The organism is Lentzea sp. NPDC042327, from assembly GCF_040647275.1.
Lineage (GTDB): Bacteria > Actinomycetota > Actinomycetes > Mycobacteriales > Pseudonocardiaceae > Lentzea.
In genome coordinates, this window is record NZ_JBEZBX010000015.1 from 85,059 (window position 1) to 108,340 (window position 23,282).

The following is a 23,282-nucleotide window of genomic DNA, read 5'->3' on the forward strand; positions in this document are numbered from 1 at the left end:
AGGTCGCCGGGGCGCAGGTCCCCGCTGCGAGACGGCGCCTGGCTGACCTGGGAAACGACATGAGGTGTCAGTAGGTAGGCGACAGCTGGTGTCAGTAGATCGGGGTTCGGCGAAGATCGAGGGCATGAAGCCGCACGATCAGGTCGACGTGGAGACTGAGCTGAAGACCCTGCGCGACATCGCCGTGCACCGTCCGGAGATCGAGCAGGCCAAGGGAATGGTTCGGCTGCTGCTGTCGTTCGATGACGAGACGGCGTTCACCGTGCTGCGAGAGATTTCCCAGCGCAGCAACATCAAGCTCTACGACGTCGCCGCGATCATGGTGGCCGTCGGCAGCGGAGGCAGCCCGGATCGCAACGAGGCCGTGGTGGCGGCGGTGCTCACGGAGGTTCGCGCGCACGGGCTCGGCGGCCCGTTCGCTGGCGCCGAGACCGCGTCGACGGACCGGTCCTAGCGCGTCGCTGCGGTTCCCAGGCGCTGCTGGAAGACCCGATAGGCCTTGCGGTCGGCTGAGGTCGCGCTCTCAGAGCCCAGCGCGGCCGCGGCGGCGAGCAGCGCCTGGTGCACCTGTGTGGCAGACACGATGTGAACCTCCCAGCCCACCCGCGCACGGGAACGACCTCGTCAGGAAGATCCAACATCGGGAACGACGCCTCAGCGGCTCTCGTCACCACATCGAGTGAGTACCAGCAAGCCGGAACTACCGGAGCTACCCAGCAAGCTCACCGGTCATGACCAGGGCGAATCCCTGCCAGCTCAAGCGGTGGTCACTGACACTGAGATGTCGCCGTTGCACTGACATCCTCGTGTCGTCTCACAACTATGATCAGCTGCTGGCCTCGTTCTTCTTGGCCTCGCGGCGGGCGATCTCCGCGTTCCACTCCTCGTCTGTGGGAGTCGGGCAACTCGGGCTGAGCACCTTCCAGATCTCCTCGTGGCCCCCGAGGTCGATAGCGGTGACCTCCCAGTCGTAGCCCTCAGCACAGACGGCGGGAATCACCCTGGTGTCGGGGCCGAGCTTCGCCTCGCGATCATGCGGTGATGTGGCCGCGACCTCGTCCCCGTTCTCGTCGAGGAAGTAGTACTGCTGTTCCTGCAGGAGCCACGCGGCGATAGGCATCACCTCGCGCGGGCTGCTGGGGAAGATGCTCAGCAGTCGCCAGCCCGGAGCAGCGGGTTGGACCGAGGTCGTTCGCCAGCAGCGGTGCAGTTTGGCCTGATGATCCGTCATCGGGCGAGTGTGACAGCGTCTATCAGGCCGCCGTCACCCCGTCATCCCTACCGCGCGAGCAACCTCCTGCGGCGTGCCGACATCGGCTCCGAGCGGGAGCGCGCGGAACTGTCGGTGCCGCCTGCCATGCTGCCCGGCATGACGACCACGTTCCTCACCGCCGCTGAGCTCGACGAGCTCCTCGGGCCCGGCGCGGCTGACTGGCCCGGCCTGGGCCTGACCGTCGTGCGCGGCACGCCAGCCGAGCCGGAGTCGCTGTCCGAGGTCACCGTCCGCAAGGGCGAGGAGATCGTCGGATTCACCGAGCAGTCGACCGCGTACAAGGGCCTGCGGATCTACCAGGCCCTGATCACCACGGGGCACCGCGGAGTGCCGTTCCCTGCCGGGTTCCTGCCGCCGGACCCGCTGCGCGCCCGGCACAACGAGCGTCTGCGCTGGCTGCCCGAGGACCATCCCGACCGGCCTGCCGAGGGCACCGTCCGCCAAAACGCCCACATTGAGGCTTGATTCGCAGACGCGGCGTCGAGGAGCACCGAGGCGATGCCAGCGTTCCAGGCGACGATAGCTTCCTGCGCGCGGGCGTGCGAACACTGCGGCGTTCAGCAAGCCCGGCGGGTTCGACGTCGCCTGCGCCACCGTCTGCCACACCTGCAACGGCCGCTCGTTCCTGCACATGCTCAGCCAGCGCAAGATGAACGCCGCGTTCGCCCGCCACGCCGAGCATGCGGCCGCCGGCGAGCAGGCGGCCCGGTCGTGATGGACCCGAGCTGGTGGCTGATCGGGTCGGTCGTGCTGGTGACGTTCGTCCTCGGCGCTGTTGTCTCGCGCTGGCAGGAACGACGCCACCGCACGCCCGAGCAGGCCGCCGAGCGCACGGTGATCCATGCCTTGTGGCGCTTAGCGAAACGAGCACCGGCCGGGCAGGTGCTGCGTGACCCCGTGACCGGGCAGTACCTCGGCGTCGACCGTCATCACGGACTGCTCGGACTGCTCGGACTGCTCGTCAGCGACGTCGACTTCGCCGCGGTGGGGTCGTCGGCGGACGCGGTGGTGACCGCACCGATTCTGCGCCAGCACCAGCCCGCGACCCCGAGCGGCTGACGGACCGGACCTGGGGGAAGCCCGCGAGCTGCTGAGCTTCAACTACCAGACCGGGGCGATGGGCACCTCGACCAATGAAGTGCGCCTCCTGCACGGCCAGCTCGAACGCGCCCTGCCCAACAGGTGAACGACCGGGCGCGACGTGATCGGCGCGCCGCGGTCCGCACGGCATGATCGAATGACGACGACCAGCACACGAAGGAGCCCAGACGTGACCGACCGCGCGTAACGTCGCCGTCGCCAGGTGCTAGCCGAGGACGCGGGCGCACGCACACGGGTGCTCGACGTGCCGGTGCACCAGGTGATGGACGGCGACCGGCGGCTGGGCTCGTTCCGCCTGCAGGTCTACACCGGTGACGGGCTGCGGCCGGTCGTGATCGCCACCCAGGACGCCACCAGCGAGGGATGTTCACTGGTCAACGGGGCGGAACGGTACGCCGCCAGCGTCTGGCGCACCCACTTCCCTGAGCGCGACGAGCCGCCGTTATGGGTGCAGAACATGCACGCCCACCACTCGACCATGCTCGCGCTGGTCGCCTTCGACGCCGGCCCCGACTACACGTTGACCGCGGCCAACTGGGACGTCGTCAACCCCGTCCACCTGCACCGGCTCGTCGGCTCCGAGGTCGACCTGGGGCGTGGCGAACGTCCCGCTCCGGCTCCGAAGCCGGTCCACCGCACGAAGTTCGTCATCACGCCCGTCACCTCACTGCCGCCGGACAAGCCGTTCCGCGCCGAGAAGTGCATGCCGCCCGTGCGGCTACGCCGGTGGCGGCACCTGCTGGCCCGGCTGCGCCCGGCACCAGCGCCGTCGACGTGCTGCTGGTACCACCGCGGCGACTGGCGAGCCGCCAACGCCACGGCGCTGCGGCTGCTCGCCACCACCCCAGCGATCAGCACGGACCCTGACGAGTGGCAGTTCGAGCTGGCCGAGGCCGCGCACGCCGAAGGTCTCACCGGCTGGCAGTTGGAGGCGGTGCAGAGCCTGTTCCTCGCCCCGATCGTCCTGCAGCACGACGAGAACGAGGGCGCGACCTGGTACGACAACGGCCAGCACCGCGGCCGCGCGATGCGCGACGCCGGCGTCGCCCGTACCGTCACCGCCGTCGACGAGCTCGTGGAGCCTGGACAGCTCGACAACTGCAAGTAGCAGATGATCAGGGCAACGCGCGCCCCGAGGCAACCGCGCCAGGGGGTCCGGCTAGTCCGGGACGCCCGGCGAGCCGCACTCCCTCAGCAGTACTTCCAGCGCGGCCAGGTCCACGGCGATGGCCCACATCGGCGCTACCTCGTGCACCGAGCCGGCCTGGCGTAGGGGCCGCGCCAGCCGGTGAACAGGGTGAAGGCCGCGTTGAGCACCGCGTGGTCGCGGCGCAACGCCTGCAGGGCCGTGCGGGCCTGGCGGCCGCGCCGCCGTGGTCCACGGTCATGACATCTCAGCCCCTGCTTCAGCTCCTCCAATTCATCGAATAATTGATAATGATACTCATTGTTATTTGATTGTTGTTGCAAAGCAGACAAGAAACTAGAAACCATGTACCAATGCATCCACGATGTCTGGGATCATGATCGGCATGCTTCGGATCACCCAGATTTCGGTCGGCGCGGCAGGTGTCAGGTACCTGCTGCGGGCCGCTGGGTGTGCGGAACACGACCACGCCAAGCACTCGCGCGACGCGCAGCAGTCGGGCGCGGAGTACCTGCTGGCGGGTGCCGGGCACGGCGAGCCGGCCGGGGTGTGGCAGGGCCGCGGTTTGGAGATGGTCGGCCTGTCCGCCGGCGCACAGGTGACCGAGGAGCAGATGCTCGCCGTCTACGGGCGGCTGGAGCACTGGGAGACCGGCGAGCCGCTGGGTTCGCGGCCGCGCGAGTACGCCAGCGAGGCCGCACGCGTCGTCGCGGAACTCGTCACGGCGTCCGGCCTGCCGGTCGAGCAGGTGGCCGAGCTCTCGCTCCTGGTCAGGGGCGCGGTGGACAACGCGGTCGCGCAGAAGATCGCCGCCGAAGGCGGCTCGGTGACCACTCGGCGCCGGGCGCAGATTGTCGCGAAGGTCCACAAGGCGCCGCCGTTGCGGCTCGCCACGGTCATCGCTGCCGCGTCGGGCGTGACCGAGGAGTCGATCGAGGCCGCGATCCGGCGGGCGAAGACTGCCAGGCGTGTGGCCCGCGCCTACTCGGACTTCACGTATTCCCCGGTCAAGAGCGTGAGCGTGTATCACGCTGCGCTGGTCGCCGCCGGTGATCCGCGTGCCGAACTGGTTCTGGAGGCGCACCGGCAGGCCGTGCGCGAGGCGATGGAGTTCCTGGAGGACAACGTCGACTCCGCCCGCGTCGGCAAGCACACCACCGTGACCCTCGATGACGGATCGCGCCGCACGATCGGTGAGTACGCGCTGATCAAGGGCTTCGTGAATACGTACTGGGAGCACTCCAGTTCGCGTGAGGGCGATCCGCACATCCACACGCACGTCGCGATGCTCAACCGCTGCGAGACGCTCGACGGGCGGATCGTCGCGGTGGACAGCCAGCAGTTCGAGGCGCTCAAGGGTGCGGCCGCGATGCTGTACGAGCGTCGGACGGAGGAGCTGGTCAGCGAGTGGACCGGTGCCCGATTCGCGTGGCGCCCGGACGGCAAGGCGCGGGAGATCCTGGGTGTGTCGCGGGCGTTGTGCGACGAGTCGTCGTCGCGGGCACGCCAGATGCAGGAACGCCTCGACGTACTGGTCGGCAAGTACCGCGACCAGCACGGATGCGAGCCTGACTTCGAGGCGATGAAGGGTATGCGCCGGGAGGCGTGGGCGAGCTCGCGGAAAGCGAAGTCGATGCTCTCGCCCGAGGCGATCGCGGAACGGTACCGCGTGCGCGCTGGCGAGAAGGTGCTCAAGGACCAGGTCCGCCTGGTCGACGAGGCCGCCGCCCGATACGAGACGGAGGGTGTTCCCGCTGGTGAGCGGCATTTCGCAGACGAGGACGCGCTGCTGAAGGAAGCGGTCCGGCGCACCCAGGAGAAGTACGCGAGCTGGAACCGCACCGCGCTGACTCTGGAGCTCAACACCCTGATCGGCGAGGTCCGCTGGGGCGCGAACACCGCGGCGGAGATCACCCGCCTGGCAGACCGCGCGACGAGCCCCGACGGCCCTGCTGATGTGCTCATGTTGGCTGGTCAGGAGCGTGTGAAAGTCCCTGCCGCGTTGCGTGAGGGACTCCAGGCTGACAGCCGGTCGATCTACCGCGCCTCGGGTGCGGCGCGGTTCGTGACGCGCGAGCACCTCTCGGCGGAGCAGCAGTTGGTCGCCGAGGCGCATCTGCAGGGCGCTCCGCAGCTGCACGAGTCCGAGAGGGAGCCGCTGGCGGCCGCGCTGCGTGAGGCGGGCCTGGGCGAGGACCAGCTCACCGCGGTCGTCGGGATCATGACCAGCGGGAAGGCCGCTGACACGCTGATCGGACCGGCTGGTGCCGGTAAGTCCAGGACCGTCGGTGAACTCAACTTGGCGTGGCAGTCGATCTTCGGCGCGCCAGTGCTCGGTTTGGCGACGTCACAACGCGCGACGGAGGTGCTGCGCGACGACGGCCTGGAAGCGCTGAACGTGGCGGCGTTCCTAGCCCGGTACATGCCCGAGGACGAGCGGGCGGGTCAGCAGCTGCCGCGCGGCACGATGATCGTGGTTGACGAGGCCGGCATGGCGGACACCGACAAGCTCGCGCGGATCGCGACGCTGGTCCGCAAGGCGGGCGGCAAGCTGCTGTACACCGGCGACCAGGAACAACTCTCCGCCGTGGGCTCTGGTGGGTTGCTGCGGCTGATGGCGTTGGACGCCGCGCCGTTCGTGCTCACCGAGATCCACCGGTTCAAGACCGGGCCGCAGGGTGAGAAATCCTGGGAGGCCGATGCGTCGATCCTGCTGCGCGCCGGCGACGTCGAGGGCTTGCGCGAGTACGAGCGCCGGGGCCGTCTGCGAGGCGGCACGAAGGCAGAGGTGAACGCCGCCGCTGTGCGCGGCTACCTCGCTGACCTGCTGCAAGAGCGTGAAACGGTGCTGGTCGCCGCGACGAACGCCGACGCCGCGGACCTGTCGCGGATGGTGCGCGATGAACTCGTCGCGCTGGGGGTCGTCGGGGAGGAGGTGCTCGCCGAGCTGCGCGACGGCACGGTATGCGGTGCCGGTGACGTTCTGCAGGCCCGCAAGATCGACCGGCGGCAGGAGGCCGAGAACGGCCAGATGGTCGTGAACCGGGAGCTGCTGACCGCGATCCGCACTAACGATGCTGGTCAGCTCGTGGCACGGCGGCATTCCGACGGCACGCTGGTGTACCTGTCTCCCGAGTACGTCGACGAGCATCTGACGCTCGGCTACGCCGGCACCGTGCACGCGGTGCAGGGCCGCACGGTGGACGCGTCGCACTCCATCGTGGAGCTGGGCATGTCCCGCAACGGCGTCTACGTCGAGGCCACCCGGGGCCGCTACGCCAACCACCTGTACGCGGTGACCGAGAAGGAGGGCGACGAGCACGACCAGGAGTCCTACAGCATCGCTACCAGCGACGTTATGCGGCAGGTTCTCGCCACCGACGGAGGCGCGATCTCTGCGGTCGAGTCCTACCGGGCGGAACTGGAGAGCGCGGACTCGCTGCGCGAGCTCGGCGCGCTGTGGCAGCTGGTGGCCCGGGACGTGATGACCGACCGGCACCACGACCTGCTGCTGGCACAGCTCGGCTCAGATCAGCTGCAGAACCTGGTCGACGACTCGGCGCACGACCGGCTCATGACGACCCTGCGGCACGCGGAAATGACTGGTCACGATATCGAGCGGCTCATCGCCGACGCGCTGGCGAGCCCGCGTTCGTTGCGGGACGCGAGTTCGGCGGCCGCGGTGCTGCGCGGCCGGGTTCAGAAGCAGATCCGGGCGGCGGAGGGCGTGGTCGCGCCGACGGCGTGGACGGATCGGGTGTCGTCCTACGCCGGCGTGGTGTCGGAGTTCGCCCGCGAGGTCGCGGAGCTGATGGATCAGCGGGTGGAGATGATCGCGCGAGCCGCGGTGATGGCCCCGCCGGACTGGGCGCTGTTCGACATCGGTCCGTTGCCGGACAACGACGACGCCGAGGCCCGGCAGGAGTGGGCGCGCAAGGTCGGCGTGGTGGGCGCCTACCGCGAGATGTACGCGGTCGACCTGGATGTCATGGGCATCGGTTTGGCACCGTCGCGTGATCAGGACGCGGTCAAGCACGTCGCGTGGACGGCGGCGTGGGAGGCGATGGGCTGCCCTGAGGAGGTCGCTGACCAGGCGGAACTGTCCGACGAGCAGCTGCGGGAGCAGGTGCGGCGGTGGGAGTGCGAACTCGCGTGGGCGCCGGTGATGGTCGAGACCGAGCTGGAGAAGACGCTGACGCTGCGGGAGGAGTTCCAGCGGGAGTCGATGCTGCGTCACGCCGAGGCGCAGGCGCAACTGGAGCAGGATGGCGGGGTGGTGACCAGCAGCGTTCTCGCGCTGCGGGAGAAGGCGCAGCGCGCGGACCGGATGGTGCAGCGGTTCGCCGAGCAGGCGGCGCGCTACGAGAGGCTCGACGCGGCGCGCACCACGTGGGTGCACCAGACGCGCGACGTCGCCGAGTCGGCCAAGGCCGCGGCCGTGGAGCTGGAGAACCGGCACCCGGTCAAGGCGCGGCAGCTGGAGCTGTTCGCCGACAAAGACCTGGTCGTCGACGAGCGCCAAGCGGTGCGCGACGACACCGCAGCCGCCCAGCCGCAGGCCGCTGAGCAGGCCGGACGGCGCGACACTGGCTCCGCAGCGACCACCGAGGCCGGCACCGTCGACACGGACGCGGAGGCGGTGCGCGGGGATCACGGCACGAGCTACCGGCTCGACGAGGTCGCCGAGGCGGACGTGCACTACCCGGCGCCGGAGGTCGACGAGGATCAGCTGATGCTGTTCACCGTCGACGATCCGTCGGTGGAGCTGCGGGTGGACCTGGGCAAGGTCCGCGACGACTCCGAGATGACGATGCGGGAGGCCGAGCGGCGCGCAGGCTTGTCGGCGAGCCGTCAGGCGATCGAGGTCGAGAAGCGGTTGCGCGAGGCTGAAGCGGCTCAGGAGGAGCGTCGTCGGCAGCGGGAACGCGCTGATGAGGAGGCCTCGATCGCGGAGGCCGTCCTGCTTCGGGAGGCCGAGGAGGCCCGTGAGCGGGCCGAGCGCGATAGCCAGCCGGAAGTGTTCCTGTAGTCAGGCTCGGGGCGTTTCAGGCGGTCTCAGGGCCTCGGCGCGCGGTCTCCGCGGCGTGCAGGGCGAGAATCGCCGCGGCCGTTTCGGGGGTGTCGACGACGCCATCGCTGGTACGGCGGGCTTGGGTGAGGCCGGCTTCGCGGCGTAGGCGGCGCTGCTGCACGAAATACGCGCTGACGGTGGCCTCGGCCTCGGCCAGGCTCTTCACCCGTTGGCCGCAGATACGGCGGGCGTTCTCCATCTCGTTGCCACCGAACCGGGTGCCGTCCGGGAGCAGCCCGGCGGGCATGATCATGGGCGGACCAGGCCAGTTGCGCCATGGGCCATCGCCGGAGAGCTCTTCGTCGCGGGCGATTGTGTCGTAGGCCGGCGGTGCGAGCCGCGGTCCGGCCAGGTCCCCGACTTCGGGGGACTGGTCGTCGAACCCGATGCTGATCGCCATGCAGACCAGGATAGGGCGGCCGTTCAACCCCCGTGTGGCCTGCGGTGATACGACGGCGGCCCCGCCGGTGAGGGCGGGGCCGCCGAGTGTCACAGGTCAGGCCGCCGGCGCTGGTGAACGGGCCGCGAGGTCCGCCTCGCGGGCTTTGACGAACTGCGGCCACCACAGGTCTCGCCGGGCGAGCATCAGCTCGGCGGAGATCACCGCGCCCTGTGGGCCGTTCGCACCGCTGGCCGCGCCCAGCGGTGGCAGGCCGACGCCCTGGTGAGCAGGGTTGGGGCCGATCGGGGGCAGCGATTCGCCGAAGTGCGTACCGGGTTCGTCGGGTGCGGAGGTGTTCACGCCACACCGCACGTACGCCTGCGCCTCGGCCTCGCGGACGATCGCCGCCTTCACCCCGGTCAGCGCATGTCCGCGCCAGCGCGTGTGCCACTCGGCCGCCGCCACCGCTCCGGCCGTGGGCAGGTAGGCGTGACGCCAGCTCGTCCATAGCCACGTCACTTCCTCGACCGCGCCGGGATGCAGCGGCCAGCAGTCCGGCAGGCCCTCGCGGTTGGCGAAGTACCGGCCGACCAGGATGTCGTTCACCCACTCGCCGAGACCGTTCCAGGCGGCTTCTGCCTGGTCAGCGTCGAGTTCGAACCAGCAGACCGGCGGGTGGCGCGGCTGCCGGGGCATCTCCTCCAGCAGCAGGTCGATGCTCCGGGTGTGCTCGTCCAGCGTGCCGACGTGGTCCTGGACTAGCGGTCCGATCTCGGAGATGAAGGTCCCCTGGTCGCCCAGCTCGGCCTTGACCCGCTCCAGCTCGGGCATTACCTCGCCGCGCAGCCCCTGGAGCTCCGCGGCGAGGTCGGTGATCGGGTCGCTCACGCGGCACCCCGGCGTTCGTCCAGGTCGACGACCTCGCCCCACGCCGTGCCGGCCAACACGCGCGGCCGCGTCTGCGTTGGCGTGGTTTCGGTGGTCGGCAGGGGGCGGCGCAATTGCTCCAGTTCCTTCTTGGCACGGACCTGGCCCTTGGTGAACTTGATCATCACGGGCTTGGCGTTGCCGATGACCGCGATCGCGTGCATGTCCGGGATCTGGGCGATCTCGTCGGCCTTGAGCAGCTGCTCCTCCTTCGGTGCCTTGCTGCGCGACCGCGAGGTGCCCGAGGCGGACTCAGACTCACCAGTGCTGACCAGGGTGAACTCGCGTCGGCCGAGGAGCTTGACGAGGTCGTCGAGGTCGTCGGGGTCTTGGACTCCGCCGAACACGACCTTGCTGAACAGGTTCATGATCGTCTTGACGGTGTTGGCTCCCCACCGCTCGACCAAAGCGGAAAACGCCTGGCAGCAGATCGTGATGTAGATACCGAAAGCGCGAGCGTCCGCTGCCCACTTGTGGACTGGCACGGGCGTGATCTTCGTGACCTCGTCCAAGAAGAACCCGAACGACGGGTCGAGGCGCCCATCGATGCCCGTGAGCAGTGCGGCCTTCTTCACCTCCTCGTAGATGTAGCTGGTCAGCGCGCTCAGCAGAGGAGCGATGGTCTCGTCGCGGTCATCGCCGAGCAAGTACAGGGTGCCGCCGTTGGCGATGAACTCCTGCGCGTCGAACGCGTCGTCGGCGCCGGCCGAGCAGGACTGCGCGATGACCGGGTTGGCCATGAACGCCACGGCGCCGCGGGCGAGGCTCCAGATGGAGGCCTTCATGCGGTCCGCGTCCGACTTCATCTCCGCGTGCAGCGACTCCGCCCAGCCCACAGGCACGCTGGCCTGCGGGTTGTTGCGGTTGCGCTGCAGGATGAGGACGGCTTCCTCGTCAGAGTTGTGCGAGAGCCAGTGCACGACCCTGTGCAGGTCGTAGCCGCCCAGGCGAGCGGCCATGAGGTACTTCGACAGAATCTCGACGCACTTCTCGCCCCAGGACGCTTCCTGCATCGCGGTGATCATCTTACAGCCGCTGACCAGGTCCGATGCCCGGTCCACGGCGGTCTGGTAGTGCTCGCAGCCGATCAACGGGTTGAACTTCAGCGTGGACTTGAGACCGGCCATCCCCTGCGGGTTGAACAGAGCGATCGGCCCCTTCCGCGCTCGCAGCTCGCTGGTGAGCCACCACAGGTCAGGCTTCGTCGACGCGACCAGCGCCGCGCCGGGGGCGTCGAGCAGCTGGTGGATCATCATGGCGGTCTTGCCTTTGCCCGGTGGGGCCACAAAGAGCAAGCACCGCTCGAACGAGGCGAAGACCTTACGGCGCCGCGCCCGCCACCGGCCGGTCACACTGCGGCCGAGGAACTGGCCGTAGTCAGAATCTTGACCAGGTGCGATGTGTCGATCGATGAAGTCCAACGGCCTGTTGAGGCGAAGGAAGTTCATGACCTCGTTCGCGAGGAGCTTCTCGATCACCGGGTCGATCCGGCGGCCGTACAGGCGCGGGCGCACCTGTCGGCGAAGCAGTCCGGGCCCGTACTTGCCCAGCGCGAGCCGGTAGTCCTGAGCGCCTGCCCACCTGCCGGTGTGGTAAGCCCGGTTCCACTCGCGACGCCGCTCACCAGGGCCGGTATTCCACCAGTAGTAGCCCGCTGCCAGCGCGAGGCCGGCGCCACCGAACGTTTCGCCCATCGAGAGCATCGCGTCCACCGCGCCGCCCTCGGAGATCGCCGCCGAGCTGTCCAAGGCGATGCTGCCGCCGAGCAATGCGCTGCCGTACAGCGCCGCGTCGAACGTGCGCCGGTGTTCGTCATAGCGTTGACCAGGGCCGTTGTTCCACCAGAAACGCCCAGCCGTCACCGCCACACCGACCGCGCCGATCGTCTGGCCGACACCGAGCACGTCATCGATCAGGCCGCTGTCGGCGATGGCGTCCCAGCTGTCCAGCCCGATGGACGCAGCGAGCAGACCAGCGCTGAAGAGACCTGTTTTCCGTTCCGCCCTAATCCTAAGATCCTTAAGGCTGGCCATTGGAGTTGCACCTCCGTGGTCGCCGCCCGAGACAGCGCGAACTGGGCGCTGCCTCGGGCACCTTGAGTTTGGTCCGGATGGACCCGGCACCGCCCGCACCCCGGTGGGGCGCGGGCAGCACCGCGAGCATCCGGAGCCTCAGTTGATCGACGAGCTGACCAGCACTTTCATTGCGTTGCGGATTCGCATTCCGCGGACTTTCGCCACCGAAGTACGGGGGCATTCCGGCCGTCAGAACGCCGCGGTCATCGCTGCGCCGGCCACTCAGGGATGATCACGTCAAGGGCACGCTGAGCTGCCCTTATGAGGCGGAGGCCGTGCGCTCTCGGCGGCGGCCCATCATGAGCCGCAGCTGCTCAGCGCCCCTGCGGCCGCCACGGGAGATGCCGTTCAGCTCCATCCACTTCTGCAGAGCATGAATCGACGGCAGGCCGTCACTGTTCTCGCTGCGAGAAGGCTCCAACCGCTGCAAGTCCCCCACGGGCAGAGCCATGCACGCCAGCGCCTCATCGGCGTCGGCCAGCAGTTTCAGTGTGTCCGTGTCGAGCACCGCGATCGCGTTGTCGCGCTGCCACTGCTCGGTGGCCCGCAACCGCTCCTGCAGCGCCTCCTGCTCCGCACGGCGGCGCTGATCCTCGGCCCTGACCTTCTCGGTCTCGGCGACCTCGGCGAATGTACGAGCCAGATGCACGAGCAGGGCAGCCGTGACACCGAAGGCGGGGATACCGAAGAACCACGCTGAGCTGCCGTAACTGTCCATCGACAACCGCGGCGCCACCAGCAGGGTCACCGAGACAGTCACGGTGAACACCTCGAACGGCAGCAGCAACCAGAAGTTGACCTTGTGTCCCCGGCGTGCCCGGCGAGTTGTGATGTGCATGAACGTCACGAGCATCGACGTGAACACCGCGTCCAGACCGTAGGAAGCCACGATCGCTTCCCAGTTCAGACCCGGAAACCTCTCCGTGACGCCCGTCTTCGTGAACGCGGCCACCATCAGCATCGACATTACGAGCGCACCCATGATCACCAAGTCCGCCGTGCTCATGGTCTTGGCCCATGCCGCCCGCTCGGCCATCGGGGAGTTGCGGCGCTCGTCGTCGAACTTGACATACTCGATCCACCGCTCCCGATCAGCACGCTGAGCAGCGAGTTTCTGCTCGTGCTTGACCGCGTCTCGACGGCGGCGGTGTGCACCGGCGTCCTCGATCCCCTCGGTCCTGGCCATTCGCCTCAGGCTGGCCTTCAACACGGGGATCCTGGCCCTCTTGTGGACAGAGAGCTCAGCTGCCCGCGTCAGGGCGTCGAGCTCCAGTTCATGCTCCCGCTTCCTGCCGCGTTTCGTCGCCGCGGTGCCACGGGCGGCCGTGTAGTCGTTGTGCGTCCAGCTGTCCACGACAGCGGGGTCTTCTTGGAGCTCAACCTGCTTGCGGGCCTTCTTGACGAGGGCGTCGGTGAGCTCGAACTCCTTCTCGGAAGAAGCGCACAGGGCTTGCCCAACTCGGTCGTCGGTGGAATCTCCGAGGAGCAGCGTTTCCGCCGAGCCGCTGTCGGTGCCAGAAGGGCCGGGCGGCTCGCTCATGTGGGTGATGGTCACTCGCCCTCCTCAGTAGTGTTCGTGCTGCGTGGCGTGTGTGCTGGAGTGCTGCTGGCGAGCTGGAAGCACCCGGCCGGCCTGCGGTGTTCGAGCGGCGCCGGCCACTGGCTGTGCACGGTCGTGGGCTTCCGGGTCTGCATGCGGCAGGCCACGACCCCGTGTTCGACGCTCATGCGGCACCGCCGACGATGTCTTGTGGCCGCGCGCCCGCAGGTACTGCGCAGACAGCTCGACGCCTCCAGCGGTGCACGCGACCGCAGTCGTTCCTGTCCAAGTAGCGAACGCCTTGGCAGTAGTCAGCGAGCTTGCGAACGAGGTCGTCAGAGAGCGCCTGACCAGGTTGCAGCGTTCGCAGCTGCCGCTCTATCCGGATGTCGAGCGAGATGATCTCGCCGCGCAGAACGGCGATGTTGACCGTGCTCCCGGTGGTGATGCAGCTGGAGTGATGCGTCATGATTTTCATGGATCCGCTCCTTCGGGTCCTGGCCCTGGTCGGTGTCGCTAGCACCGGCCAGGGCCGTCTTTGTCCTCCATGTGGTACGAGCTCAACAGCATGATCCATCTTTGTGTAGCAACTCCGGAGTTGTCAACAACTCCGGAGTTGCTGCACAGTAACGGTAGTGATCGACAAGGAGAGACCAGCCATGGCCAAGCTGCCCCCCAGGGTCATTGCCGCTGAGCTGCAAAAACGCGCACAGGCAGGCGAACTTCCTGCGGGGATGAAGCTCCCGAAGGCAGAAGACCTAGGGGCATGGCTGCGCGACCAACTCGGCGACCGGACGATCGAGGTCAGCGCCTCCGCCGCGACTCGAACCTACGAACATCTCAAGAGCCTCGGTGTCGTCGAGACTGCTCGCGGCCACGGAACCTACATCCGTGACCTATCCGATCGGGAAAGGTTCAGCCTGCAACTCGTAGTCGAGCGCGACGACGACCTCGGCTACCGCCTTCGCGCGAGCGATCCGCAGGGCGCCGAGGTGCATTTCGACCATCTCGAACACTCCGACGTGCGGCCCCTTCCAACTCCGCCAGATATCGCATACCTGCTCAGCGTGCCTGCCATGGCCACCTCGGCGGTTCGTGAGGGGATCTTGGGCTGGAAGCGCGGCCGATCCGAAAGCCCGCACCGAAGCCAGAAGCTGGCTTCGTACATCTCCTACCGGCCGGCCTGGCTAGGCAACGAGTTGCCGGTCATTGCTGAGCCCGGCCTAGGACTTGCCGGTGCCCGTCGGCTGATCGAGGAGCACCTGGGACGACCAGTTCGATGGACAGTCAAGATCACGACAGAGACCGCCAACGACGAAGCCGCCGAGAAGCTCGCACTATCACGGACGGCCGAACTGCTTCGCCTGCGGCTCATTGCCATCGACCACCACGGACGTGTCGTCGAGGTCCTCGACCAACGCTATGACGGCAGCAAGTTCGAAGCCGCATCCGACGTTCCCAGCAATTCAAATCCGCGGTGAACATCGGCTCGCACGCACGTCGAGCTGGACGAATGCGCATTCAACTGGGCAACCACTATCCAATGTATTCAGCCGCAGCTGAGGACGAAACGGCCAACAACATGTCGCGCCAGGCGACAGTATGCAGACGCGTCCGTTTCAGGCGGCGGAGCGCACTCGTCACGCTTCAGGTGGGTTCGGGTGGCAAGTCCCCGCACTTGGGGCTTGCCACCCGAACCCACCTGAAGCAGAGTGCAGCGCCCCGCCACCTGAAACGGATGATCTACACCAGCACACGTTCATCGACTCACGTTCCCAGCGCCGAAGACCTCGTACTGCTACGCGGCGTCATCGCGTCGAACAAGCGCACACGATGGTCACCGGACCGGTCCTTGCGCCACTGCTCCTAGGTAGCGAGCTTCATCTGACAGTCCCAGTACGGATGCCGCAGAAACCCGGCTGAACCTGCATCTGCGGCCAGGTAGGTGTCGGGCGTAACGAAGCTGGTTTTGCCGATGCCCGCGTCACGCTGTACGCGAAACACGTGACGTATCCCGTGTTATGGGGTGACGCCCTGTTACTGCTAGCCTCCCGATCATGACTTCCTGTGTTCAGATGAACACGGGATCTGTCCCGGGTTTGCGTGTTGGAATACCAGTACAAGGAGGTGCGCCGCGAGCTGGCCGCGCGCGCCGACACGGTCATCTGGCTCGACCACCCGTTCGCGACGGTGATGACCCGGCTCGTGCGCCGGACGGTCCGGCGGCGGGCGGGGCGGGTGGAGTTGTGGAACGGTAACCAGGAGTCGTCGCTGTGGTCGGTGTTCACGGACCCCGAGCACATCCTGCGGTGGGGCTGGAAGTCCTACGGGCGCAACCGGGCCAGGGTGCGGGCGCTGGTGGGCCAGGTCGTCGTGGTGCGGTTGAGCGGGCAGGGGCAGGTGGAGCGGTGGCTGACCGGGCCGCTGGCCGCCGTCGGTGAGGAGCGTGCGCGGTGAGGACGGCACTGGTGCTCGGCGGCAGCGGGATGCTGGCCGGCTGCGCGGGACGGCTGGTGGCACGCGGGTGGCAGGTGGTGCTGCCGTGCCGCACCCGGCCGCTGGCCGCCGACGACGGTCCCGGCCGCGCCGCGCGGGCGTCGGTGTCGCGCGGGCACCGGCCGACGTGGGTCAAGGCGGACTGGGCCAAACCGGCGGAGCTGGCCTCCGAGGTCGGGTACGAGCTGGCCGGCCGCCCGGTGAACCTGCTGGTGGCGTGGGTGCACGCGAGCTACCGGACCGCCGTGCTCACCGCCGTCGCACCGCTGTTGGCCGAGCACGCGCCGGTCGTGGAGGTGCACACGTCCGCACCGGTGCCCGACGCCGTGCTGAGCGCGCACCCCACCCAGCAGGTCCTGCTCGGCCGCTTCGCGCACGACGCCGCCCGGCACGTCGGCCAGGCCGTGCTGGACGCCGTCGTGCGGGCGCTGGAGGGCAAGCCGCCCTCGCTGCACCAGGCCGGTTCCTGAGCGCGGTCAGGAACGGCGGGCCTGTCCCAGCCCCCGCACCAGGAGCATGACCGACTCCCGCACCTCCGCCCGCGACCGCTCCGGCTGGAACACCTGCCAGTCCAGGGCGATCACGAGCAGCGTGCCGAACAACGCCGCCGACGCGGTGCCGACCTCCACGCCCTCCGGCAGACGGCCCGCGTCGGCCAGGCGCTTCATCTGACCGCGCACGATCGACACGATGTCGTCGCGCAGCAACGACAACGTCCCGTGCCACTGGCCCGGCGTCCGCCACAGCTCCGACACCAGCAGCTGGCCGAACGCCGGGTACTCGGCCCAGAAGCCGAGCATCTGGTCGACCAGCGCCTCCAGCGAGTCCTCGGACGACCCGGCCGCCTCCGCCGACCGCAGCCGGCCGGCGAGGATCTCCACCCCGTGGTGCAGCAGCGCCTCGACCAGCGCGTCCTTCGAGGCGAAGTTGTAGTAGATCGTGCCCTTGGCGACACCCGCCTCGGCGGCGATCTCGTCGACCGTCACCGAGGCCGCACCCCGTTCGCCGACCAGCTTCAACGCCGCGTCGAAGAGCTTCTGCTTCGTCGCCGTCGTCCGCGCGCTCACAGCACGAGCTCCGGCTTCAGCTTCGAGGGTGTCCACACCCGCTGCTTGTAGGCCGCCACGGACGACAAGGCTAGGGCCCCGACCAGCCAGGCGAGAAGGATCAGCGCGTCCTGTCCGACGCTGCCCAGGTCACCGCCGTACATCAGGTGCCGCAGGCCGTCGACCGCGTAGCCCATCGGCAAGCCGTAGTGCAGCGGGTAGAGCGGCACCGGGATCGTCTGCCACGGGAACGTGCCGCCCGCGCTGACCAGCTGCAGGATCAGCAGGATCAGGCCGAGGAACTTGCCCACGGCGCCGAACGCGGCGTTGAGGGCGTGCAGGATCGCGACGAACGTGAGTGACATCAGCACGAGGAACGCGAACGTGCCGAAGGGGTTCGACGGCTCGATGTCGACCACGAACCGCACGACCGAGAACATCACGAGCACCTGCACGACACCGAGCAACGCACCGGGCAACCATCCGCCCAACGCGACCCGCAACGCCGACTGGCCGGCGGCCAGCGCACGGCGTGACAGCGGGCGCAGCAGCAGGAAGAGCACGAACGCGCCGATCCACGTCGCAAGGCCGAGGAAGAACGGGGCCAGACCGGCGCCGTAGGTGGCCGCCTTCGTCTGGGACAGGCCCTTCACCGCCACCGGGTCGCCGATGGCCTTCGCGATCGCCTCGCGCGTGGGGTCGTCGGTGTCGGGGATCTTGCCCACGCCGCCGGTCAGGCCGTCGCGCAGCTGGGCGGAACCGTCCGCGAGCTGCGCGGCGCCGTCCCTGAGCTGCGGGGTGCCGGTGGCCGCCTTCTGCAGGCCGTCGCGGAGCTGGGCGTTGCCGTCGGCGAGCTTGGTGGCGCCGTCGTCGAGCCGGCCGACACCGCTGACGAGCCCCGGCATCTTCGACGAGAGCTGGGCGGCGCCGTCGGCGACCTGGTCCGCGCCGGTCGCGAGCTTGCGCAGGTTGCCCGCGGCGCCCTGGACCTTGCCGTTGGCGTTGTCGAGGGGCTGGCGGGCCTGGGTGAGGGCGGTCATGACCCGCTGCACCTGCTCCTCGGTGAACCCGAGTGCGCGCAACCGGGTCGCGACGTCGCCGTTGGCCTGGTCGAGCGCGCCGACGAGGGACTGGGCCAGCCGCGCGTACGCCTCGGCCTCGGTCGCGGCGGTCTCGTTGCCGTCCGCGACCTGGCGCGCGCCGTCGGCGATCTTCTGCGCGCCCGCGGGCAGGGCCTGGGTCTGCGACCGGAGCTCGTGCAGGCCGTCGCGCAGCTGGACGGCGCCGGCCGCGGCGGTCACCGAGCCGGTGGACAGCTGCTGCACACCGCCGTCGAGCTCGGTGAGCTTGTCGCGCAGGGTGGCGCTGCCGTCGGCGAGCTTCGCCGCGCCGTCCGCCGCCTTCGTGGTCTCCTGGCGGATCGTGGAGAAGCCCAGCAGCAGCCGGTCGGCGGCCTCGGTGGAGACCTTCTCGGTGACGGCGCGGCGCACCTCGGTGACGACCTGGGTCGCGATCGTGCTGCCGAGGTAGTTGTTGGCGTCGTTGGTCGTGAGCGTCAGCACGCCCTGGCGCGGCTTCATGTCCGCGGGCGAGGTGAGCGCCTCGGAGAAGTCCTCAGGCAGCGTGAGCGCGAAGATGTACTTGCCCTTGCGCACGCCCTCGTCGGCCTCCTCGCCGCTGCCGACGACCTGCCACTTGAACTTCCTGCCGTTGAGCAGCTCGTCGGCGACGTCCTTGCCGGCGTTGAGGTCCTTCGTCCCGCGGTCCTGCACGACGAGCGCGGCCGGGACGTTGTTCAGGTTCGAGTACGGGTCCTTGTTGGCGTACAGGTAGAGCGACGCGTACAGCAGCGGCACCAGTGCCAGTGCGAGGACGGCGAGCCGGGGGAGCGTGCCGGAGGTGATCCGGCGCAGCTCGTTGAAGGCCATGCGAAGGGCGCTCATGCGGAGGTCTCCATCTTGGTGTCGTTGTCCTCACCAAGGCGCGCGTGCGGGAGGTCGAGGATCTGGGCGGAGGAGTTCGAGCACAGGACGACGACGGACCGCTCGGGGGTCACGTGGTCGTGGGCCAGTGCGAACCACTCGCGCGGGTCGGGGTGGTAGCGGTCGGGGCAGTCGAGGACCAGCGCCGTCACGCCGGGGCGGGCGGCGGCCAGGTCGAGCAGCACCGCGCAGCGCGTCCGCGGCGGCACGTGCTCGAAGCGGCTGGCCGCGTGCTCGTCGGCCGCGTGCTCGACGAGCCAGTCGTGCACCGCCTTCTTCCCGGAGGCCATGCCGTTCATCGCGAGCTCCTCGCCGACGACGGCGGCCAGCGTCAGCGCCTCCTCCGGCTCGTTCACCTCGGGGGCGTCGACCAGGACGACGTGCTTGCGCAGCGTCTTCAGCTCGGGCGACACCGTGCCGGTGGAGGGCTTCATGCGACCGGACAGCAGCAGGCCCAGCGCCGTGTGGCCGGTGCCGGGGTCGCCGGCGACGAGGGTCAGCTCGCCCGGCCGCACGGTCAGCGAGGTCGGCCGGAGCAGGGGACCATGGGCCCCGGTGACGCCGGCGCGCTGGGCGTGGATCTCCACGGCTTTACCTTCCGTTTAAACTGACCGGTCAGTGCAAATTCTCGCGCAGACCGGTGCGCGTGGCAACTCGGACATAGGTCACCTGAGGGCGGACGCGGGGCGTACTTCCCAGACGGTCCACAGCGGCCGGTAGCCCTGACGCGGCCAGAAGACGCTGCTCAGCGGGTTCGGCGGGTTGTAGTAGAGGTAGGTGCCGACCGTGCCCAGGCGGTGCAGCTCCTGGTGGACGTGGGCGACGAGCTGCTGGCCGATGCCCGTTCCGCGGGCGCCGGGCAGCACCGAAACGCAGTTCACGTAGCCCCAGCGGCCGCGGGGCAGGCGCTGGGCCGCGGCCGTGCCCGGTTCGGACGCCACGACCGCGCACTCGGCGAGCGCCACCGCGACGCCGTCGCGTTCGGCGAGCCAGATCGGGCTCGCGTTGTTCAGGCGTTCGGCGAGTGCGCGGCGCTTGAGGGCCGGTGCCTCCGGTCGCACGATCGTGGAGCCCACCAGCGACGAGTACCGCAGCTCCGCGAGCGACAGCTCCACGACGCCGTCGAGGTCGCCCGGGGTGGCGCGGCGGATCGCGACCGTGCGCGGGAAGTGCGGGTGCGGGGTGCGCAGCCGGACGCCGAGGACGGACAGCGGCACCATGCCGTGGTCGAGGAACGCGCGCGCCGCGACCGTGTCCCGGCTCGGCCAGTGCACCACGCACGCCGTGTCCTCGCCGATGTCGACCTCGTCGAGGTACCGGCGGAACCGGGTGAGCAGCGCGTCCATCCCCTGCGCGGTGCCGACGAGCGGCACCAGCTCCCAGACCTCGGCCGCCGACCACAGCCGGGTCGTGGAGTGCGGCTCGAACGAGTCGTGGCAGACCACGCCGGCCACGCGGGTGCCGTCGGGCAGCGCGGCGGTGAGGACGTGGCCGTCGCGGGGGAGCTCGGCGGCAGGGGGCAGCAGCGGGTCCAGTGCGGCGAAGCGGGCTGACTGGGCCGCCACGAGTCCGCGTGCCGAGCTCATGGACCGGAGACTACGACGTGAGCCGGGTCCGGAAGATCGCGGTGCCGGGGAAGAGCCTGCCCCGCAGCGGGCTCCACTGCCCCCAGTTGCGGGTGTGCCCCTTCGGCCACTCCGGTTCGACCAGGTCCTCCAGCGCGAAGCCGGTCGCCGTGAGCGCGCGGACGTAGTCGCCGAGCGTGCGGTGGTGCTCGACGTAGGTGGCCCGGCCCTCGGCGTCCACCTCCACGTACGGGGTGCGGTCGAAGTACGACTGGGTGACGGTGAGTCCCATCGGGCCGGGGTCGTCGGGGAAGATCCACCTCATCGGGTGGTTCACCGCGAACACCCACCTCGCGCCGGGCTTGAGGACGCGGGCGACCTCGCTGAAGACCTGCTCGACGTCGGCCACGAACGGCACCGCGCCGAACGCCGAGCAGGCCGCGTCGAAGGTGCCGGACCGGAACGGCAGCTGGTCCGCGCTGGCCTGCACCAGAGGCACGTCGACACCGGTCTCGGCGTTGTGCTCACGCGCGTGGCGGAGCATGCCCTCCGAGATGTCGAGCGCGGTCACGTCGGCACCCCGCACCTTCAGCCAACGGGCGCACGGGGCACTGCCGCTGCCGACCTCCAGGATGCGTTGACCTGCGACTTCACCCAGGAAACCGGCGTCCTCCTCGCGCAGGCCCTCCGGGCACCAGACGAAGTCGGCCGCGCCCAGGAAGTCGCCGTGCGCGTCGTGGTAGGAGTCCGCGTCGGCGTCCCACCAGATGCGGTTCGCCACGCGCGACTCGGCGGCGTCCGCCCCGCGCTTGACGATGCCGGCCGTGCCGAGCGCGTGCTCCGCGCTCGTGTGCTGGTTGGACACACTGCTCCTTCACGTGGGGGCTGGTTTGCTTGCGCGTCTGGCAGCCGCGTACGATATCGCGTGCGTAGTGGGTTAGTGCTGCCCATGATCCAGACGGTCGGGGATTCCAGGTCGCTGCGATGCTGCGCGCGCACCACTACCACTCATTAATGCCAATCCGTACCGGAGCCACCTACCTAATGTCCACCGACACCACCACCGCCCCCGTTGCCGCTGCGCCCAAGCAGGTCGCGATCAACGACATCGGGACGGAGGAGGACTTCCTCGCAGCTATCGACGCGACGATCAAGTACTTCAACGATGGCGACATCGTTGAAGGCACGATCGTCAAGGTCGACCGGGACGAGGTCCTGCTCGACATCGGCTACAAGACCGAGGGTGTCATCCCCTCGCGCGAACTGTCGATCAAGCACGACGTCGACCCCAACGAGGTCGTCAAGGTCGGTGACGAGGTCGAGGCGCTTGTTCTCCAGAAGGAGGACAAGGAAGGCCGTCTGATCCTCTCCAAGAAGCGCGCCCAGTACGAGCGCGCGTGGGGCACCATCGAGGCCCTCAAGGAGAAGGACGAGCCCGTCAAGGGCACCGTCATCGAGGTCGTCAAGGGTGGTCTCATCCTCGACATCGGTCTCCGCGGCTTCCTCCCCGCCTCCCTCGTCGAGATGCGTCGCGTCCGCGACCTGCAGCCGTACGTCGGCCGCGAGCTCGAAGCGAAGATCATCGAGCTGGACAAGAACCGCAACAACGTGGTCCTGTCCCGCCGCGCGTGGCTGGAGCAGACCCAGTCCGAGGTCCGCAGCGAGTTCCTCAACCAGCTGCAGAAGGGCCAGGTCCGCAAGGGCGTCGTGTCCTCGATCGTCAACTTCGGTGCCTTCGTGGACCTGGGTGGCGTCGACGGTCTCGTCCACGTCTCGGAGCTGTCCTGGAAGCACATCGACCACCCGTCCGAGGTCGTCGAGGTCGGCCAGGAGGTCACGGTCGAGGTCCTCGACGTCGACATGGAGCGCGAGCGCGTCTCCCTGTCGCTGAAGGCGACCCAGGAAGACCCGTGGCGCCAGTTCGCCCGCACCCACGCGATCGGCCAGATCGTGCCGGGCAAGGTCACGAAGCTGGTTCCGTTCGGTGCGTTCGTCCGCGTGGACGAGGGCATCGAGGGCCTGGTCCACATCTCCGAGCTGGCCGAGCGCCACGTCGAGATCCCGGAGCAGGTCGTGCAGGTCGGCGACGACGTCATGGTCAAGGTCATCGACATCGACCTGGACCGCCGCCGCATCTCGCTGTCGCTCAAGCAGGCCAACGAGGGCTTCACGGTCGACACCGAGTTCGACCCGACCCAGTACGGCATGGCCGCCGAGTACGACGACCAGGGCAACTACATCTACCCCGAGGGCTTCGACCCGGAGACCCAGGAGTGGCAGGACGGCTTCGACAAGCAGCGTGAGGAGTGGGAGCGCCAGTACGCCGAGGCGCACACTCGTTACGAGGCCCACATGAAGCAGATCCGCAAGGCCGCCGAGGCCGAGGAAGAGGCTTCGGCCGAGGGTGCGGGCAACTACACCTCCGGTGGCGACGCCCCGTCCACCTCCGTCGGCGCGCCGGCCCAGTCCGGCGGCACGCTGGCCTCCGACGAGCAGCTCGCGGCGCTCCGCGAGAAGCTGTCGGGCGGCATGTGAGCCACCCCGGCACCTTCGGGTAGCTGACTGACGAAGGCCCCCGCACCTCACGGTGCGGGGGCCTTCGCCGTTGTTGCCGCCGGCATCTGCAAGTACTGCCAACTCAAGATCAACAGGCACCTGACTGCAACCAACTGCTCGA

Annotated in this window: 21 protein-coding genes; 9 read left to right on the forward strand and 12 right to left on the reverse strand. The window is 68.9% G+C overall.

Annotated elements, in window-relative coordinates; all coding sequences use genetic code 11:
* The first annotated feature begins 124 nt into the window (after positions 1-124).
* The gene (locus tag AB0A63_RS31675) at positions 125-454 is read left to right on the forward strand and encodes an ANTAR domain-containing protein (protein ID WP_360397651.1); all 330 of its coding nucleotides are present in this window, start codon (positions 125-127) and stop codon (positions 452-454) included.
* Here AB0A63_RS31675 and AB0A63_RS31680 read toward each other — a convergent pair.
* Together AB0A63_RS31680 and AB0A63_RS31685 are read right to left on the reverse strand one after the other, a co-directional pair.
* Complete coding sequence (locus tag AB0A63_RS31680) at positions 451-582, reverse strand: hypothetical protein (RefSeq protein ID WP_360397653.1); 132 nt, start codon at positions 580-582, stop codon at positions 451-453. The two genes, AB0A63_RS31675 and AB0A63_RS31680, sit on opposite strands and share 4 nt — an antisense overlap.
* A gap of 244 nt (positions 583-826) precedes the next feature.
* A complete protein-coding gene (locus AB0A63_RS31685) occupies positions 827-1,231 on the reverse strand; it encodes a hypothetical protein (protein WP_360397655.1) in 405 nt (134 codons plus the stop codon).
* A gap of 138 nt (positions 1,232-1,369) precedes the next feature.
* On the opposite strand from AB0A63_RS31685, the gene AB0A63_RS31690 reads away from it, so the two are divergent.
* The 4 genes from AB0A63_RS31690 (at position 1,370) to mobF (ending at position 8,550) form a co-directional block, all read left to right on the forward strand.
* The gene (locus AB0A63_RS31690; protein WP_360397657.1) at positions 1,370-1,738 is read left to right on the forward strand and encodes a hypothetical protein; all 369 of its coding nucleotides are present in this window, start codon (positions 1,370-1,372) and stop codon (positions 1,736-1,738) included.
* Between the two features lie 246 nt (positions 1,739-1,984).
* Positions 1,985-2,332 (forward strand): hypothetical protein, encoded by a 348-nt coding sequence (locus tag AB0A63_RS31695; protein WP_360397659.1) that lies wholly within the window; start codon positions 1,985-1,987, stop codon positions 2,330-2,332.
* Between the two features lie 244 nt (positions 2,333-2,576).
* A complete protein-coding gene (locus tag AB0A63_RS31700; RefSeq protein WP_360397661.1) occupies positions 2,577-3,482 on the forward strand; it encodes a hypothetical protein in 906 nt (301 codons plus the stop codon).
* A 424-nt stretch (positions 3,483-3,906) separates the two neighbouring features.
* Complete coding sequence (gene mobF, locus AB0A63_RS31705; RefSeq protein ID WP_360397663.1) at positions 3,907-8,550, forward strand: MobF family relaxase; 4,644 nt, start codon at positions 3,907-3,909, stop codon at positions 8,548-8,550.
* Between the two features lie 16 nt (positions 8,551-8,566).
* On the opposite strand, the gene AB0A63_RS31710 is transcribed toward mobF, so the two are convergent.
* From AB0A63_RS31710 to AB0A63_RS31730, 5 genes are all read right to left on the reverse strand, one after another.
* Positions 8,567-8,992, reverse strand: a complete 426-nt coding sequence (locus AB0A63_RS31710; protein WP_360397665.1) for a hypothetical protein — start codon at positions 8,990-8,992, stop codon at positions 8,567-8,569.
* Positions 8,993-9,088: 96 nt separating this feature from the next.
* Positions 9,089-9,862, reverse strand: coding sequence for a hypothetical protein (locus tag AB0A63_RS31715; RefSeq protein ID WP_360397667.1), 774 nt, complete (start codon positions 9,860-9,862; stop codon positions 9,089-9,091).
* Positions 9,859-11,934, reverse strand: coding sequence for a type IV secretory system conjugative DNA transfer family protein (locus tag AB0A63_RS31720; protein ID WP_360397669.1), 2,076 nt, complete (start codon positions 11,932-11,934; stop codon positions 9,859-9,861). The genes AB0A63_RS31715 and AB0A63_RS31720 overlap by 4 nt, the downstream gene beginning before the upstream one ends.
* A 301-nt stretch (positions 11,935-12,235) precedes the next feature.
* Positions 12,236-13,531: a hypothetical protein gene (locus AB0A63_RS31725; protein WP_360397671.1), complete on the reverse strand. Its 1,296-nt coding sequence runs from the start codon at positions 13,529-13,531 to the stop codon at positions 12,236-12,238.
* A 169-nt stretch (positions 13,532-13,700) separates the two neighbouring features.
* Complete coding sequence (locus AB0A63_RS31730; RefSeq protein WP_360397673.1) at positions 13,701-13,994, reverse strand: hypothetical protein; 294 nt, start codon at positions 13,992-13,994, stop codon at positions 13,701-13,703.
* A 157-nt stretch (positions 13,995-14,151) separates the two neighbouring features.
* Between AB0A63_RS31730 and AB0A63_RS31735 the strand changes: the two genes are divergently transcribed.
* From AB0A63_RS31735 to AB0A63_RS31745, 3 genes are all read left to right on the forward strand, one after another.
* Entirely contained in the window at positions 14,152-14,997 is an 846-nt protein-coding gene (locus tag AB0A63_RS31735; RefSeq protein ID WP_360397675.1) for a UTRA domain-containing protein, read from the forward strand.
* A 625-nt stretch (positions 14,998-15,622) separates the two neighbouring features.
* Complete coding sequence (locus AB0A63_RS31740) at positions 15,623-15,973, forward strand: hypothetical protein (protein ID WP_360397677.1); 351 nt, start codon at positions 15,623-15,625, stop codon at positions 15,971-15,973.
* On the forward strand, positions 15,970-16,482 hold the full coding sequence (locus AB0A63_RS31745) for a hypothetical protein (RefSeq protein WP_360397679.1): 513 nt from the start codon (positions 15,970-15,972) through the stop codon (positions 16,480-16,482). The genes AB0A63_RS31740 and AB0A63_RS31745 overlap by 4 nt, the downstream gene beginning before the upstream one ends.
* A 6-nt stretch (positions 16,483-16,488) precedes the next feature.
* On the opposite strand, the gene AB0A63_RS31750 is transcribed toward AB0A63_RS31745, so the two are convergent.
* The 5 genes from AB0A63_RS31750 to AB0A63_RS31770 form a co-directional block, all read right to left on the reverse strand.
* Entirely contained in the window at positions 16,489-17,079 is a 591-nt protein-coding gene (locus AB0A63_RS31750) for a TetR/AcrR family transcriptional regulator (protein WP_360397681.1), read from the reverse strand.
* The gene (locus tag AB0A63_RS31755) at positions 17,076-19,001 is read right to left on the reverse strand and encodes a YhgE/Pip domain-containing protein (RefSeq protein WP_360397683.1); all 1,926 of its coding nucleotides are present in this window, start codon (positions 18,999-19,001) and stop codon (positions 17,076-17,078) included. The genes AB0A63_RS31750 and AB0A63_RS31755 overlap by 4 nt, the downstream gene beginning before the upstream one ends.
* Positions 18,998-19,627, reverse strand: a complete 630-nt coding sequence (locus tag AB0A63_RS31760; protein ID WP_360397685.1) for an ABC transporter ATP-binding protein — start codon at positions 19,625-19,627, stop codon at positions 18,998-19,000. The genes AB0A63_RS31755 and AB0A63_RS31760 overlap by 4 nt, the downstream gene beginning before the upstream one ends.
* Before the next feature lie 78 nt (positions 19,628-19,705).
* Positions 19,706-20,626: a GNAT family N-acetyltransferase gene (locus AB0A63_RS31765; RefSeq protein WP_360397687.1), complete on the reverse strand. Its 921-nt coding sequence runs from the start codon at positions 20,624-20,626 to the stop codon at positions 19,706-19,708.
* A gap of 10 nt (positions 20,627-20,636) precedes the next feature.
* Positions 20,637-21,470 (reverse strand): class I SAM-dependent methyltransferase, encoded by an 834-nt coding sequence (locus AB0A63_RS31770; protein WP_360397689.1) that lies wholly within the window; start codon positions 21,468-21,470, stop codon positions 20,637-20,639.
* A 179-nt stretch (positions 21,471-21,649) separates the two neighbouring features.
* On the opposite strand from AB0A63_RS31770, the gene rpsA reads away from it, so the two are divergent.
* Entirely contained in the window at positions 21,650-23,140 is a 1,491-nt protein-coding gene (gene rpsA, locus AB0A63_RS31775) for a 30S ribosomal protein S1 (RefSeq protein ID WP_360397691.1), read from the forward strand.
* Positions 23,141-23,282 lie beyond the last annotated feature (142 nt).

Bases quoted from the DNA above. Each gene is read 5' to 3' on its own strand.
- AB0A63_RS31675 (WP_360397651.1), top strand. From the start codon at position 125: ATGAAGCCGCACGATCAGGTCGACGTGGAGACTGAGCTGAAGACCCTG.
- AB0A63_RS31685 (WP_360397655.1), bottom strand. From the start codon at position 1,231: ATGACGGATCATCAGGCCAAACTGCACCGCTGCTGGCGAACGACCTCG.
- AB0A63_RS31690 (WP_360397657.1), top strand. From the start codon at position 1,370: ATGACGACCACGTTCCTCACCGCCGCTGAGCTCGACGAGCTCCTCGGG.
- mobF (WP_360397663.1), top strand. From the start codon at position 3,907: ATGCTTCGGATCACCCAGATTTCGGTCGGCGCGGCAGGTGTCAGGTAC.
- AB0A63_RS31710 (WP_360397665.1), bottom strand. From the start codon at position 8,992: ATGGCGATCAGCATCGGGTTCGACGACCAGTCCCCCGAAGTCGGGGAC.
- AB0A63_RS31720 (WP_360397669.1), bottom strand. From the start codon at position 11,934: ATGGCCAGCCTTAAGGATCTTAGGATTAGGGCGGAACGGAAAACAGGT.
- AB0A63_RS31730 (WP_360397673.1), bottom strand. From the start codon at position 13,994: ATGAAAATCATGACGCATCACTCCAGCTGCATCACCACCGGGAGCACG.
- AB0A63_RS31755 (WP_360397683.1), bottom strand. From the start codon at position 19,001: ATGAGCGCCCTTCGCATGGCCTTCAACGAGCTGCGCCGGATCACCTCC.
- AB0A63_RS31765 (WP_360397687.1), bottom strand. From the start codon at position 20,626: ATGAGCTCGGCACGCGGACTCGTGGCGGCCCAGTCAGCCCGCTTCGCC.
- rpsA (WP_360397691.1), top strand. From the start codon at position 21,650: ATGTCCACCGACACCACCACCGCCCCCGTTGCCGCTGCGCCCAAGCAG.